Genomic DNA, 14,433 nt, shown 5'->3' on the forward strand with positions numbered 1-14,433 from the left:
CATCCGTATCATCGCGGTGACGTTCAACCTGATGTCATCGACACCATTAAAACTATTATACAGGTGTTTGTTGCCGTCAACCGGTAAATCTGCTTTACTGGTGTTCCAATCGCGGTGGCCGATGTCGAAAGAGTCTCGCAAGTTCAAGGTTCCCGACGCGCTGGCGAACGTCTACGACTTCGCCAACACGCTCGACGTCCGCCATTTCACGCATTTTGGTGTGGTGCACCCGCAAGCCGACGAGCTCGGCGGGCCGAAGCAGCTTGCGGACTGGATGCGGGAACGCGGCCTCGGGGGCGAGGCCGGACGCGTCACGCCCGCAATGCTCGAGATTGCGCTTCGGCTGCGCGGCGCGTTGCGCGACTATCTGCAGTGCGAGCCGGCCGAGCGCCGCCGCAACAAGGACGTTCTCGCCGCGCTCGACCACGCTCTCGCGCCGTTTCCATTGCGGGTGGAGGCGCGTGCCGGGCGCGGCGCAATATTGTCGGCGGTACGCGAGGATGCGCTTGGCGGCCTGTCGACGATTGCGATCGAGCTTCACGACGCGACGCTGCTGGGAACGCTGGACCGATTGAAGATGTGCGCGTCGGAGGAATGCCGCCGGGTGTTCTTCGATCGCTCGAAGCCAGCGACCCGGCGCTGGTGCATGTCGACGCTGTGCGGAAACCGCGTAAAGACGCGTGCCTATCGCGAACGGCAGCGCGAGGGGAAATAGAGCTCAGGCGCGGTAATGGCCCGACTTGCCGCCGAGCTTCTCGACCAGATGGATACCCTCGATGCGCACGCCGCGCTCCACCGCCTTGATCATGTCGTAGATGGTGAGGCAGGCAACCGAGACGGCGGTAAGCGCCTCCATCTCGACGCCGGTCGGTCCCGTGACCTTCACGCTGGCGCGGACGAGGCAGCCCGGCAGCGTCGTATCCGGCTCGATGTCGACGATGACCTTCGACAGCGCGAGCGGATGACAGAGCGGGATCAGCTCCGAGGTGCGCTTCGCGGCCATGATGCCGGCAATGCGCGCGGTGCCGAGCACGTCGCCCTTCTTGGCATTGCCGGAGACGATGAGATCGAGCGTCGCCCGCGTCATGACGACCCGGCCTTCGGCGACCGCGAGCCGCTCGGTCGCGGGCTTGTCCGACACATCGACCATCCGCGCCTCGCCCGAGGCGCCGATATGAGTGAGGGCAGGACCGGCCTTGCTCTTGGCCGGCTTGGGTGGCTTGCGCGCCATCAGCGCGTGCCCGTGGCGCGAGCAGCCTCACGCGTGAGCAACGCGCGCGTGGCGGCGGTCACATCGGTCTGCCGCATCAGGCTTTCGCCGACGAGGAAGGTCGACATGCCGACGCGCTCGAGCCGCGCGAGGTCTGCGGGCGTGAAGATGCCGCTCTCGCCGACCATCAGCCGGTCCTGCGGGATCAGCGGCGCCAGCGTCTCGCTGGTCGCGAGCGTGGTCTCGAAGGTGCGCAGGTTGCGGTTGTTGACGCCGATCATCGGCGAGCTGAGTTTCAGCGCGCGGTCGAGCTCGGCGCGGTCATGGATCTCGATCAGAACGTCCATGCCGTAGGCGAGCGCAGCGTCTTCGAGATCTTTTGCCGCGGCATCGTCGAGCGCGGCCATGATGATCAGGATGCAGTCGGCGCCATGCGCGCGGGCCTCGGTCACCTGATAGGTGTCGAACATGAAATCCTTGCGCAGCACCGGCAGCGAGGTCGCCGCGCGCGCCGCCACCATGAAGTCGAGATGGCCCTGGAACGAGGGCGTGTCGGTCAGCACCGACAGACAGGCCGCGCCGCCGGCCTCATAGGCCTTGGCGAGCTGTGGCGGATCGAAATCGGCGCGGATCAGGCCCTTCGAGGGGGAGGCCTTCTTCACCTCCGCGATCAGCGCGTAGTCGCCATTGGCATGCTTGGCTTTGATGGCCCGCATGAAGCCGCGCGGCGCGGCTTGCGCCTTCGCCCTGGCCTCGACGCTCGACAGCGGCTGCGTGCGCTTGGCGGCGGCGATTTCCTCGCGCTTGTAGGCTTCGATCTTGGTCAGGATGTCCGACATGGGAAACTCAGCCGTTCGAGACAGCGATCAGATGCTTCAGCCGCGTGATTGCCGCGCCGCTATCGAGCGCCTTCGCACCGAGGGCGACGCCTTCCTTGAGATCCCTGGCGCGGCCGGCCACGACCAGCGCCGCGGCGGCATTGATCAGGGCGACGTCGCGATAGGGACTCGGCTTGCCGTCGAGCACGCCCTGCAGCGCGATCGCATTGGCGTCCGCATCGCCGCCTTTCAGCGCACCTCCCTCGCAGCGCGACAGGCCGGCGTCCTCCGGCGTCACCTCGAAATTCCTGATCTCGCCATTGTGGAGCGCCGAGACGAAGGTCGGGCCGGTGAGGGTGATCTCGTCGAGGCCGTCGGAGCCGTGCACGACCCAGGCGGATTCGGAGCCGAGGTTCTTGAGCACCTGGGCCAGCGGCTGCACCCATTGCCGGGAGAATACGCCGACCATCTGCCGCTTCACGCCGGCCGGGTTGGAGAGCGGACCAAGCAGGTTGAAGATTGTGCGTGTCGCAAGCTCGACCCGGGTCGGGCCGACGTTCTTCATCGCCGGATGATGCGCTGGGGCGAACATGAAGCCGATGCCGCATTCGCGCACGCAGCGGCCGACTTGATCCGGCCTGAGGTCGATCTTGACGCCGAGCGAGGCCAGCACGTCGGCGGCGCCTGAGCGCGACGACAGCGCGCGGTTGCCGTGCTTGGCGACGGGCAGGCCCGTGCCCGAGACGATGAAGGCGGCGCAGGTCGAGACGTTGACCGAGCCGGAGCCGTCGCCGCCGGTGCCGACGATATCGACGGCGTCCGCCGGCGCATCGACCGTGAGCATCTTGGAGCGCATCGCCGTAACGGCGCCGGTGATCTCGTCCACGGTCTCGCCGCGGACCCTGAGCGCCATCAGCAGGCCGCCCATCTGCGAGGGGGTGGCCTCGCCGGACATCATGGCGTCGAAGGCGGACGCTGCTTCCTCACGCGACAGGCTGGCGCCGGTCGCCACTTTTCCTATGATCGATTTCAGGTCGTCCATCGCGTGCTTTCAACTCACTGGTTCGCGCCGGTCACCTGCGCGAAGGCGGCCTGATTGATGCTGGTCCCGATGTCGGTTTGAAGCTTGCTGACATAGGCGGCGACCTGCTCGTCGGTGAGCGCGCGGTCGAGGCTGTCCTTCAGCTTCTTGACGGGCTCGGAGGCGGCATCGACCGTGGGGTCGACGACGTCGGTGACGCGGAACACGATCACCTCGGCGCCGCCGGTCACCGGCGTCTGTCCGACGCCGTCCTTGACGGTGCGGAAGGCGGCCGCCACGACGGCCGCGGGCACGCCGGCGGGCGTATCGTCGCGCTTGAAGCCGGTCGCGATCTCGAACTTGGCGCCGATCGCGGCGGCCTCGTCGGCCAGCTTGCCGCCAGCTTCGAGCTTCTGCACGATCTCGGTCGCCTTGGCCTTCAGCTTGGTCGCGATCTGGTCCTGGCGCCAGCGCGCCTCGACCTGGTCGCGGACCTCGTCGAGATTGCGGTCGCGCGAGGGCGTGATGGCGAGCACGTCGTACCAGACATAACCGCCCTTGAACGAGATCGGGTCGTTGTCCACGCCGACATCGGTGTTGAAGGCCTGCGACACCACGTCGAGGCCCTGCGGGATGTCGGCGACCGGCTGGCCGTTCGGGGCGCGGCCGGAGCGGTCGACCGCATCGATGGTCACCGCGGTGAGGCCGAGCTTTTGCGCTGCGTCGACTACGCTGGCGCCGCCGCCGCGTTCGTCTTCCATCTTGTCGCGCAGATCGGCGACCTTGACGCGGGCGCGCTCGGTGGCGATCTGGCGTTTGATGTCGGGTGCGACCTTTGCGTAGTCCGCCTCAACGCCCGGCACGATCTTGTCGACCTTGACGATGGAGGTGCCGAGACGGCCCTGGATCGGCTGGCTGATCTCGCCTGCGGGAAGCGCGAAGGCGGCATCGCCAACCGCCGGGTCAAGCGAGGACTTGGTCACGAGCCCAAGGTCGACATCGGAGGCGGTCAGCCCGCGCTCCTTGCCGAGGTCCTCGAACGACGTCCCGCCGACGAGGCGCTCGCGCGCGGCCTGCGCCTCGGCCACGGTGGGGAACACGATCTGGTGGATCTGGCGCTTCTCCGGCGTGCCGAACAGGTCCTTACGCTGATCGAACAGCTTTTTGGCGTCTTCGTCGGACACCTCGCTCCACTTGCCGATCTCCTCCGGCGAGATCACGACGAAGGCAATCTTGCGGTATTCGGGCGCGCGGAACTGGACCTTGTGATCCTCGAAATAGGCGGCGAGCGCCTCGGGCGAGGGCGCATCGATCTGGCCCGCCTGCGCGGCGTCGAGCCTGACGAATTCGATGCCGCGCTGCTCGTTCTGGAACCGCGTCGCCACGTCGATCATGGCCTTCGCAGGCTCGAGCCCGGCGCCGATCGTGCCGGTGATCTGCCGGCGCAGCGACACCTTGCGTTGCTCGGAGACGTAGCGCTGTTCGGTGTAGCCGAAATTCCGGATCAGCCCCTGAAAGCGGCTCGGATCGAAGGTGCCGTTGACGCCCTTGAAGTTGGGGTCGTTCATGATGACCTGGCGGATCTGCTCGTCGGACTGGCCGAGCCCGAGGCGGCGCGCCTCTTCGTCGAGCGCGGCTTCAGCGATGGTCTGCTGAAGCACCTGGCGGTCGAGGCCGAAGGCGCGGGCCTGGTCGGGCGTCAGCGGCCGGCCGAACTGGCGGCCGATCTGCTGCAGGCGGTCGGTGTAGATCTGGCGGAACTCGTTCAGCGAAATCTCGGTGTGGCCGACCTTGGCCAGCGTGGACTGCCCGAAGCCGCGGAAGATGTCGGCGATGCCCCAAATGCCGAAACTGATGATCAGCACGCCCATCACGATCGCCATAATGGTCTTGCCGACCCAGTTTGATGAGGCCTTGCGCATTCCTCGAAGCATTTGGTCCAACTTGTTTTGGTCAGGAGGGGAACGGAGCGCGTCTTAATGCAGATTCCGCAAAAGCGCGTCACCAAATTGATCAATCATCATAAAGTGGCGGCTTTCCCCCCGCAACCTCGGCTCACGCGGCCCGCCCGAAGCCGCTGCGCTTAAAGCTCTCAGGTCTCTGGAACTGCCGCGGGAGCTCTGCTAGCGCATACGCAAACCTCATTTGCTGGAAGTTGACATGACTGACGCCATCCGACCGCTGATCGCCGGCAACTGGAAAATGAACGGCCTGAAAGGTTCGGCTGCCGAATTCGACGCCATGCTCAACGGCGCGGCAGACGTCGCCGCCAAGGCCGATCTGCTGGTCTGCCCGCCGGCGACCCTGATTGCGGCCTTTGCCGACAAGGCGCGCGGCAAGACGGTCGCGGTCGGGGCCCAGGACTGCCACCCGAAGGCCTCCGGTGCCCATACCGGCGATATTGCCGCCGAAATGCTGGCGGATGCGGGGGCGAGCGCCATCATCGTCGGCCATTCCGAGCGCCGCGCCGACCACGGCGAGGGCGATGCGTTGATCAGGCAGAAGGCGGAAGCCGCCTGGCGCGCCGGCGTCATCGCGATCGTCTGCATCGGCGAGACGCAAGGCCAGCGCGATGCCGGCCAGACCCTGGATATCCTGCGCGGGCAGCTCAACGGATCGCTGCCGGACGGCTCCACCGCTGCCAACCTGGTGGTGGCCTACGAGCCGGTCTGGGCGATCGGCACCGGCCTGACCCCTACGGCGCAGGATGTCGAGCAAATTCATGGCTTTATCAGGGAACTCCTGACCTCCCGTTTCAAGGCGGAGGGCGCCAGGATGCGCATCCTCTATGGCGGCTCGGTCAAGCCCTCGAACGCGGCCGAGCTGATGGCAGTGAAGAACGTCAACGGCGCGCTGGTCGGCGGCGCCAGCCTGAAGGCGGCCGATTTCCTTGCGATTGCCAAGGGCTGTCCCTAGCTATCCCAAGTCGGTATGCGACCGATCGGGGTGGCAATGCCTCGCCCGATCGTGTAACACCGCGCAACTTCAGGAAAACCCGCGAAGCGCGATCGGCCGCCGTCAGGCGCCGCCCGCTTGTGACGGAAGGATACTATGCAGACCGTTGTCATCGTCATCCACCTCATGATCGTCGCCATCATGATCGGCGCCGTCCTGCTCCAGAAGTCGGAAGGCGGCGGGCTCGGCATGGGGGGAGGCGCGGGCTTCATGTCGAGCCGCGGCACCGCGAACCTGCTGTCCCGCACGACCGCGGTCCTGGCCGCGGGCTTCTTCCTGACCAGCCTGTTCCTGTCCTGGTACGCCGGCTACAACCGTGCGCCCTCGTCGATCATCGGCCAGCCGACATCGCAGGGCCAGCCGGCCGGCGGAGCGCCGATCTCGGCGCCGACCTCGGGCGGCATCCTCGACACGCTGAAGAAGGCCGACGAGCAGCAGCAGAACCAGGCGCCATCAGGCCCGCAGGTGCCGCGCTCGCAATAAAGCAGGGGGGCCATGCAGGGCGGTGGCTACCGTCCTGCATCAATAATCCCCATCAAGGCCCTGTCACCACTCTCAGTTTCGGATCACCCACAGGCCCGCAGAATCTTTGGGGCGGAATACGAATCGCTTTGGCGAATCGAATTCGAGGGATTAGAGGTTAAGTCCCATGGCGCGGTACATATTCATCACCGGCGGCGTGGTTTCTTCGCTCGGCAAGGGTCTGGCTTCGGCGGCACTGGGTGCCCTGTTGCAAGCCCGGGGCTACAAGGTCCGCCTCCGCAAGCTCGACCCCTATCTCAACCTCGATCCCGGAACCATGTCGCCGTATCAGCACGGCGAAGTGTTCGTGACCGATGACGGCGCGGAGACCGATCTCGATCTCGGTCACTACGAACGCTTCACCGGGCGGCCTGCGACCAAGGCCGACAACATCACGACGGGGCGCATCTACCAGGACATCATCTCCAAGGAGCGCCGCGGCGATTATCTCGGCGCGACCATCCAGGTGGTTCCGCACGTCACCAACGCCATCAAGGAGTTCGTGCTCGACGGCAATGACGAATACGATTTCGTGCTGGTCGAGATCGGCGGCACCGTCGGCGACATCGAGGGCCTGCCGTTCTTTGAGGCAATCCGCCAGCTGAAGAACGAGCTGCCGCGCGATCACGCCGTCTACATCCATCTCACGCTCTTGCCCTACATCCCGAGTGCCGGCGAATTGAAGACCAAGCCGACGCAGCACTCGGTCAAGGAGCTGCGCTCGATCGGCATCCAGCCGGACATCCTGCTCTGCCGCACCGACCGCGAGATCCCGAAGGAAGAGCGCCGCAAGCTCGGTCTGTTCTGCAACGTGCGCGAAAGCGCCGTAATCGAGGCGCGCGACGTCGACAACATCTACGCCGTCCCCGAGGCCTATCATAATGCGGGCCTCGACGACGAGGTGCTCGCCGCCTTCGGCATCGCCTCGCGGATTCCGCCGGAGCTGCGCAGCTGGCAAGAGATCAACGAGCGCGTCCGCAATCCCGAAGGCAATGTCACCATCGCCATCGTCGGCAAATATACCGGCATGAAGGATGCGTATAAGTCGCTGATCGAGGCGCTCTCGCATGGCGGCATCGCCAACAAGGTGAAGGTCAATCTCGACTGGATCGAAAGCGAGATCTTCGAGAAGGAAGATCCGGCGCCCTTCCTCGAGCACGTCAACGGCATCCTGGTGCCGGGCGGTTTCGGCCAGCGCGGCGCCGAAGGCAAGATCCGCGCGGCGCAGTTCGCGCGTGAGCGCGACGTGCCGTATTTCGGCATCTGCTTCGGCATGCAGATGGCAGTCATCGAAGCCGCGCGAAATCTCGTCGGCATCGAGGATGCCAACTCCACCGAGTTCGGGCCGACCAAGGAGCCGCTGGTCGGCCTGATGACGGAATGGCTGCGCGGCAACGAGCTCGAGAAGCGCTCGCAGGCCGGCGATCTCGGCGGCACCATGCGCCTTGGCGCGTACCCGGCCGCGCTCAACCGCGGCAGCCGCGTCTCGCAGGTCTATGGCGGCGCTACCGAGATTTCCGAGCGCCACCGCCACCGCTACGAGGTCAACACCGCCTACAAGGATCGCCTCGAGCAGCACGGGCTCAAATTCTCTGGGCTCTCGCCCGACGGCGTGTTGCCTGAAATCGTCGAGTACGAAGATCACCCCTGGTTCATCGGCGTCCAGTTCCACCCCGAACTGAAGTCGCGGCCATTCGAGCCGCACCCGCTGTTCGCCTCGTTCATCCAGGCAGCGATGGTGCAGAGCCGGCTGGTGTAGCCGCCTTAGCTCGCCTTCTTGACCATCCTGCGAAGCGCGGCGTCGATCTTCGACTGCCAGCCAGGGCCCTGTGCCTTGAAGTGCTCCACCACTTCAGGGCTGAGCCGGATCGACACCGGAATTTTGGTCGGAGTCTTCTGAGGGCCGCGTTTGCCGACCAACGAGGCAAGCTGCCCCGGCTTGACATCCTTCAATCGGACGCCAGCAGGAAACTTGGCCGCCTTGGCGAAATCGGCGCGGGTCCACTCGGGATTTTCGTGATCGACGACGGATCCTTTAGTCTTCCGCGACATAGCGCTTCATCTCCTTTGCGTGGGCGCGACGCAGACTGATCGGTCGATACCGTTCGCTGCGGATGGTGAACACCAGACAATGCGCAACGCCATCAATGAACCCGTAGGCACGATAGCGGGGATCGCCATGATCAAACGGTTCGACAGGCACGACGGCCCGGATTTCCATGTCGGACCAACGCGCGAGCGAGATGCTATGCTTCGCGACATTGGCCGCATCTTTCGCGGGATCGAAATCCGACATTTTTATGTATATACGATTTGCGTGCTGTGCCGTCAATCGCCGTGAATGATCGGCAGAGGAGGCATGAGCACAGCGCCTCAAGACAGTTGCAAAAGCCGCAGCTATAGATCGCAGGAACGATCAGGGAGGAAGCGAGAATGATCTACGAAATGCGACAATACCGCTGCGTGCCCGGCCGCCTGCCGGCGCTCTTGAAGCGCTTTGAGACGATGACGCTGAAAATCTGGGAGAAGCACGGCATCAAGCAGGCCGGGTTCTTCACCACGGTGATCGGCGAATCCAACCAGGAGCTGACCTATTTCCTGGCCTGGGAGTCGCTCGCCGAGCGCGAGAAGAAGTGGGGCGCGTTCGTGGCCGATCCGGAATGGCTCGATGCGCGGACCAAGACGGAAGCGGACGGCCAGATCGTCGCCAACATCGTCAGCCAGATCCTGGCGCCGACCGCCTTCTCGTCGGTCAAGTAGCGGCATTCCGGCGCGGCCGCTACGAGCAACCCTGGCGCAACCCTGATATTCTGACGGCCCGGGCCAAATAGGGTTGATCCGACCCTCATCGCCGCTATGGTCGCGGCGAAACGAGGGATTTGCCTTGAGCTCTTCGAATTCGGCGGCGCCGGTCGTCACCATTGGCACGGTCAAGTTCGGCAACGATCTGCCGATCTCGGTTATTGCCGGGCCGTGCCAGCTCGAAAGCCGCCAGCATGCGCTGGAGGTGGCTTCAGCGCTGAAGGAGATCGCCGCGCGGCTGAACATCGGCCTCGTCTACAAGACCTCGTTCGACAAGGCCAACCGCACCAGCGCCTCCGCTGCGCGCGGTCTGGGCCTTGCGCAGTCGCTGCCGATCTTCGCGGAAATCCGCGCTTCGCTCGGCCTGCCGGTCCTGACCGACGTGCATGAGGCCACGCAATGCGCCGAGGTTGCCCAGGCGGTGGACATCCTGCAAATCCCGGCCTTCCTGTGCCGGCAGACAGATCTTCTGCTCGCAGCCGCCGCGACCGGCAAGGTCGTCAACGTCAAGAAGGGGCAGTTCCTGGCGCCCTGGGACATGACGAATGTCGTGACCAAGATCACGAGCGCGAATAATCCCAACGTGCTCGTCACCGAGCGCGGCGCTTCTTTCGGCTACAACACGCTGGTCTCCGACATGCGCGCGCTGCCGATCCTGGCCCGCACCACCGGCGCGCCCGTGATCTTCGATGCCACCCATTCGGTGCAGCAGCCGGGCGGGAAGGGCGCTTCTTCCGGCGGCGAGCGCGAATTCGTGCCGGTGCTGGCACGCGCGGCGGTCGCGGTCGGCGTTGCCGGCGTCTTCATCGAGACCCATCCCGATCCTGATCGCGCGCCGTCGGATGGCCCCAACATGGTGCCGCTGCGGGAGTTCGAAGGGCTTATTCGCAGGCTAATGGCTTTCGACTCACTGGCCAAGAGCACAACGCGCTGATGCACCAGCCTGTGACCAGGCCGGCCGCCGACCAGAAGTTTCCGCCGGCAATTAATATCATCGCGCTCGCAAGCTTCTCGGCGGCCTTGTCTACGCGCGCGCTAGATCCCGTGCTGCCGCATGTCGCCGAGGATTTTTCGATCAGCATCACCACGGCCGCCAGCATCGCGGCCGGCTTCGCCTTGATCTACGCGCTGGTCCAGCCGGTGATCGGCGCAGCTGCCGATCTGTTCGGCAAGGCGCGCCTGATGACGCTGTGCCTGGCGCTGCTCGGCGTCTCCTGCATTCTTGGTGCGCTCGCGACGTCCTTCTCGGGCCTGTTCGCGAGCCGCATCCTGGCCGGCATCGCCTCCGGCGGCGTGTTTCCGGTTGCGCTCGGCCTGACCGCCGACCTCGTCGCGCCCGCCAGGCGGCAGGTCGCGATCGGGCGCACGCTGGCGGGGTCGATGACCGGCAATCTGCTCGGCGCCTCCGCTTCCGGCATCATCGGCGATCTCATCGGCTGGCGCGGTGTGCTCATGATCCTCGGCGCGCTCGGTCTCATTGCGGCCGTTGCGGTGGCGGCCGGCTTTCGCGGTGCCGCGCTGACGGCGCCGCCGAAGAGCGACCTGAAGACCTTGCGCCAGGGCTACCGCACCATCTTCGCCAACCCCAACACGCGCTATTGCTACTCGGCGGTGTTCGTCGAGGGCTGCTGCGTGTTCGGCCTGTTTCCCTTCATCGCCGCGCTGCTGTTCGATCTCGGCGAGAAGTCGCTGTCGATCGCCGGCATCGTGATCGCGGGTTTCGCCGTCGGCGGACTGTTCTACACCTTCACGGTCTCGCGCTTCCTGCCGTGGCTCGGCGTCAAGGGCATGATGATCGCGGGCGCGAGCCTCGTCGCCCTGCAGCTCGGCGTGCTTGCGTTCGGTCCCGGCTGGAAGCTGCAATTCGCCAGCATGCTGGCGATGGGCTGGGGCTTCTACATGATCCACGGCTGCTTGCAGGTGTTCGCCAGCGAGCTGTCGATCGGCGCGCGTGCGACGGCGATGTCGCTGCATTCCTTCTTCTTCTTCATGGGGCAGACGGTCGGTCCGATCGCCTACGGCCTTGGCCTCCAGCATGGCGGCAAGGTGCCGACCCTGCTCGCGAGCGCGGCGATCATGGTGTGCCTCGGCCTCGTCTGCGCGCAACTGCTCAGGCAGCGCGCGCCGTCGGACGCGCGGGCCTGATCGAAGAGTAGAAGCTAACCCCGCCCGCGATAGGGCGCGACGCCTTGCTCCGGCACCCACACGCCCTTCGGCACGCGGCCGGTCTGCCAGAACACGTCGATCGGGGTGCCGCCGCGCGGATACCAATAGCCGCCGATGCGAAGCCATTTCGGCTTGATCTCGCTCGCGATGCGCTTGCCGATCATCACGGTGCAGTCCTCGTGGAAGGCGCCGTGATTGCGGAAGCTCGCGATGTAGAGTTTTAGCGATTTCGACTCGAGCAACCACGGACCCGGCGCGTAGTCGATCATCAGATGGGCGAAATCGGGCTGGCCTGTGACCGGGCACAGCGAGGTGAATTCCGGCACGGTGAAGCGGACCAGATAGTCGGTGCCTCCTTGCGGATTGGGCACGCGGTCGAGCTGGGCTTCATCCGGTGTGTGCGGCCACTCGACCGCGCGGCCGAGCTGGAGGGGCTTCTTCGCCATCATCGTCATCCTTTTGCGGATGTCGGGATGGACGCAATTAAAGCCGTCGTCAACCGGCGGCGATTGTCTGAATCAGCACAATGCGGTCGTTGCCGGACTCGCAGCCCCAAAGCTCGCCTGGGCGGCCGTCGAGCTGCCTGACATTGGCGTTTGCCTTGTCGCTGGCGAAGACGTTGAACTTTTCGGTCACGGGATCGAAGCGGACGATCGCGTTGGCCGAGAAGTCGGACAGCCAGACCTTGTCTCTGTCGTCGACATAGACCGCGTAGGTGCGGGGGCGTTCGCCCGGCAGCTTCCAGGTCTTCCAGGAGCTGTCAGCGGGATCATGCACTGAGACATGCCCGCTGTTCCACTCGCTGACCCAGATCCGGCTTTTCGAGTCCGACCAGACGCGCCGGGAGCCCTGGCCGGGCGTCGGCGGCTCGACGACATTGGCGTGGCCGGTCGCGAGATCGATCTTGGCGATGTAGCTGCCGGCGAGCGAGGCGTACCAGACGTCGCCTTTGGGCGTGACTGCGATGCCATAGGGGCCAATGCCCTTCGGCGCCTTGAACACGTCCATCGCGCCGGATTGCGGCGTGAGACGGCCGTAATAGCCGGACTGGCCAGTGAACCAGTAGGTGCCGCTTCGGTCGAACACACCGGTATTGAGATTGGCGTAGGCGTACTTTTCGGGCAGGCGGAACAGCGTGACCTTGAGATCACGGGGATCGACCCGCACGATCGCGTTCTGGCCGCCCTCGGTAATCCAGGGCGCGCCGTCGGGCCCGATGGTCACGCCGTGCGGGGCGGCACCGTCGCCGAGGCTGACCGTCTTGAAGCTGCCATCCCTGGGATCGAGCCGGCCGAGCATCCCTTTGCCCTGCGCCGTAAACCAGACCGTGCCGTCGGCGGCGGGAGCGAGGTCGTGCAGGCCGATGCCGGGCCTGATCGGGAAAAATTTTGTCCGGAACGGGCCTTCCTGCGCAAAAGATGGGCGGGTCGCGAGGAAGGCGGTGCTCGAGGCAAGAAACTGGCGGCGATTCATGGCGTTACCCCGACTGTTTCAGATTGAGGTTGGACGCACGGACCAGGCAGCGTCAAGCTTAGTCCGATGTCCTTCGCGCGTCCGTCGAACCGGATCGTCCAAGCGTTCACATTTGCTTGCGGCCCGTGTAAGACCCGCGGCACCGATCAGCCCTAACGAACGGAAGTGTACATCATGACCGCCATTATCGACATCATCGGCCGCGAAATTCTCGATAGCCGGGGCAATCCCACCGTCGAGGTCGACGTCGTGCTGGAAGATGGTGCGCTTGGCCGCGCCGCCGTGCCGTCAGGCGCCTCGACCGGTGCCCATGAAGCCGTGGAACTGCGCGACGGCGACAAGGCGCGCTATCTCGGCAAGGGCGTCACCAAGGCGGTCGGCGCAGTCAACGGCGAGATCTTCGAGGCGCTGAGCGGCCTCGATGTCGAGCAGCAGGCCCAGATCGACCAGATCATGATCGACCTCGACGGCACGCCGAACAAGAGCCGGCTGGGCGCCAACGCCATTCTCGGCGTCTCGCTCGCCTGCGCCAAGGCGGCCGCGAACTCGCTCGACATGCCGCTCTATCGTTATGTCGGCGGCACCGCCGCGCGGCTCTTGCCGGTGCCGATGATGAACATCATCAATGGCGGCGTGCATGCCGACAACCCGATCGACTTCCAGGAGTTCATGATCCTCCCGGTCGGCGCCTCGTCTTTCGCGGAAGGGCTGCGCTACGGCGCGGAGGTCTTCCACACGCTGAAGTCGGAGCTGAAGAAGGCCGGCCACAACACCAATGTCGGCGACGAGGGCGGCTTTGCCCCGAACCTGCCGTCGGCCGACGCCGCGCTCGACTTCGTCATGAACGCGATCGGCAAGGCCGGCTACAAGGCTGGCAGCGACATCGTGATTGGCCTCGACTGCGCCTCGACCGAGTTCTTCAAGGACAGCAAGTATGTCTATGAAGGCGAGGGCAAGACCCGCTCGATCTCCGAGCAGGCCAAATATCTCGCCGATCTCGTCTCGCGCTATCCGATCGTCACCATCGAGGACGGCATGTCGGAAGACGACATGGACGGCTGGAAGGAGCTCACCGATCTCATCGGCAAGAAGTGCCAGCTGGTCGGCGACGATCTCTTCGTCACCAACGTCAAGCGCCTCGCCGAAGGCATCAAGGCCGGCCGCGCCAATTCGATCCTGATCAAGGTCAACCAGATCGGCACGCTGACCGAGACGCTCGCCGCCGTCGAGATGGCGCACAAGTCGGGCTATACCTCGGTGATGTCGCACCGCTCCGGCGAGACCGAGGATTCCACCATCGCCGACCTCGCGGTCGCCACGAACTGCGGACAGATCAAGACCGGATCCCTTGCGCGTTCCGATCGCACCGCCAAATACAACCAGCTCCTGCGCATCGAGCAGCAGCTCGGCAAGCAGGCGCTCTATGGCGGCAGGGCGGCACTAAAGGCGCTGGCATAAGCCGGCGC

Annotated in this window: 16 protein-coding genes; 8 read left to right on the forward strand and 8 right to left on the reverse strand. The window is 65.2% G+C overall.

All coding sequences use genetic code 11. The features are described 5' to 3' along the window. Positions 1-16 precede the first annotated feature (16 nt). Positions 17-715 (forward strand): CGNR zinc finger domain-containing protein, encoded by a 699-nt coding sequence (locus JJB99_RS18585; RefSeq protein WP_246774920.1) that lies wholly within the window; start codon positions 17-19, stop codon positions 713-715. 3 nt (positions 716-718) lie between these two features. Here JJB99_RS18585 and moaC read toward each other — a convergent pair whose 3' ends face one another. The 4 genes from moaC to JJB99_RS18605 are packed head-to-tail and all read right to left on the reverse strand — an operon-like array spanning position 719 to position 4,983. Beyond that, complete coding sequence (moaC, locus tag JJB99_RS18590; RefSeq protein ID WP_200493799.1) at positions 719-1,231, reverse strand: cyclic pyranopterin monophosphate synthase MoaC; 513 nt, start codon at positions 1,229-1,231, stop codon at positions 719-721. Next, a complete protein-coding gene (trpC, locus tag JJB99_RS18595) occupies positions 1,231-2,049 on the reverse strand; it encodes an indole-3-glycerol phosphate synthase TrpC (RefSeq protein ID WP_200493800.1) in 819 nt (272 codons plus the stop codon). The genes moaC and trpC overlap by 1 nt, the downstream gene beginning before the upstream one ends. A 7-nt stretch (positions 2,050-2,056) precedes the next feature. Next, complete coding sequence (gene trpD / locus JJB99_RS18600) at positions 2,057-3,070, reverse strand: anthranilate phosphoribosyltransferase (protein WP_200493801.1); 1,014 nt, start codon at positions 3,068-3,070, stop codon at positions 2,057-2,059. Positions 3,071-3,084: 14 nt separating this feature from the next. Next, positions 3,085-4,983 carry a SurA N-terminal domain-containing protein gene (locus tag JJB99_RS18605; protein ID WP_200493802.1) on the reverse strand — a complete coding sequence of 633 codons (1,899 nt, stop codon included), beginning with the start codon at positions 4,981-4,983 and terminating at the stop codon, positions 3,085-3,087. 226 nt (positions 4,984-5,209) lie between these two features. On the opposite strand from JJB99_RS18605, the gene tpiA reads away from it, so the two are divergent. From tpiA to JJB99_RS18620, 3 genes are all read left to right on the forward strand, one after another. Beyond that, the gene (gene tpiA / locus JJB99_RS18610) at positions 5,210-5,965 is read left to right on the forward strand and encodes a triose-phosphate isomerase (RefSeq protein WP_200493803.1); all 756 of its coding nucleotides are present in this window, start codon (positions 5,210-5,212) and stop codon (positions 5,963-5,965) included. Between the two features lie 135 nt (positions 5,966-6,100). Next, positions 6,101-6,487, forward strand: coding sequence for a preprotein translocase subunit SecG (secG, locus tag JJB99_RS18615; protein ID WP_200493804.1), 387 nt, complete (start codon positions 6,101-6,103; stop codon positions 6,485-6,487). Between the two features lie 166 nt (positions 6,488-6,653). Beyond that, a complete protein-coding gene (locus tag JJB99_RS18620) occupies positions 6,654-8,285 on the forward strand; it encodes a CTP synthase (protein WP_200493805.1) in 1,632 nt (543 codons plus the stop codon). Positions 8,286-8,290: 5 nt separating this feature from the next. On the opposite strand, the gene JJB99_RS18625 is transcribed toward JJB99_RS18620, so the two are convergent. Further along, positions 8,291-8,578, reverse strand: coding sequence for a BrnA antitoxin family protein (locus JJB99_RS18625; RefSeq protein WP_200493806.1), 288 nt, complete (start codon positions 8,576-8,578; stop codon positions 8,291-8,293). Then, positions 8,562-8,822, reverse strand: a complete 261-nt coding sequence (locus JJB99_RS18630; RefSeq protein WP_200493807.1) for a BrnT family toxin — start codon at positions 8,820-8,822, stop codon at positions 8,562-8,564. Before JJB99_RS18630 ends, JJB99_RS18625 begins: the two co-directional genes overlap by 17 nt. Positions 8,823-8,959: 137 nt before the next feature. Between JJB99_RS18630 and JJB99_RS18635 the strand changes: the two genes are divergently transcribed. From JJB99_RS18635 to JJB99_RS18645, 3 genes are all read left to right on the forward strand, one after another. After that, on the forward strand, positions 8,960-9,286 hold the full coding sequence (locus JJB99_RS18635) for an NIPSNAP family protein (protein ID WP_200493808.1): 327 nt from the start codon (positions 8,960-8,962) through the stop codon (positions 9,284-9,286). A gap of 124 nt (positions 9,287-9,410) precedes the next feature. After that, positions 9,411-10,262, forward strand: a complete 852-nt coding sequence (kdsA, locus tag JJB99_RS18640) for a 3-deoxy-8-phosphooctulonate synthase (protein ID WP_200493809.1) — start codon at positions 9,411-9,413, stop codon at positions 10,260-10,262. Next, on the forward strand, positions 10,262-11,473 hold the full coding sequence (locus tag JJB99_RS18645; RefSeq protein ID WP_200493810.1) for an MFS transporter: 1,212 nt from the start codon (positions 10,262-10,264) through the stop codon (positions 11,471-11,473). The genes kdsA and JJB99_RS18645 overlap by 1 nt, the downstream gene beginning before the upstream one ends. Before the next feature lie 14 nt (positions 11,474-11,487). Here the strand turns inward: JJB99_RS18645 and queF are convergent, their stop codons facing one another. Beyond that, a complete protein-coding gene (gene queF / locus JJB99_RS18650; protein WP_200493811.1) occupies positions 11,488-11,949 on the reverse strand; it encodes a preQ(1) synthase in 462 nt (153 codons plus the stop codon). 40 nt (positions 11,950-11,989) lie between these two features. After that, complete coding sequence (locus JJB99_RS18655) at positions 11,990-12,967, reverse strand: Vgb family protein (protein WP_200493812.1); 978 nt, start codon at positions 12,965-12,967, stop codon at positions 11,990-11,992. Between the two features lie 174 nt (positions 12,968-13,141). On the opposite strand from JJB99_RS18655, the gene eno reads away from it, so the two are divergent. After that, positions 13,142-14,425 carry a phosphopyruvate hydratase gene (eno, locus tag JJB99_RS18660; RefSeq protein ID WP_200493813.1) on the forward strand — a complete coding sequence of 428 codons (1,284 nt, stop codon included), beginning with the start codon at positions 13,142-13,144 and terminating at the stop codon, positions 14,423-14,425. Positions 14,426-14,433 lie beyond the last annotated feature (8 nt).

It is taken from the genome of Bradyrhizobium diazoefficiens, from assembly GCF_016616235.1.
Taxonomy (GTDB): Bacteria; Pseudomonadota; Alphaproteobacteria; order Rhizobiales; family Xanthobacteraceae; genus Bradyrhizobium; species Bradyrhizobium diazoefficiens_H.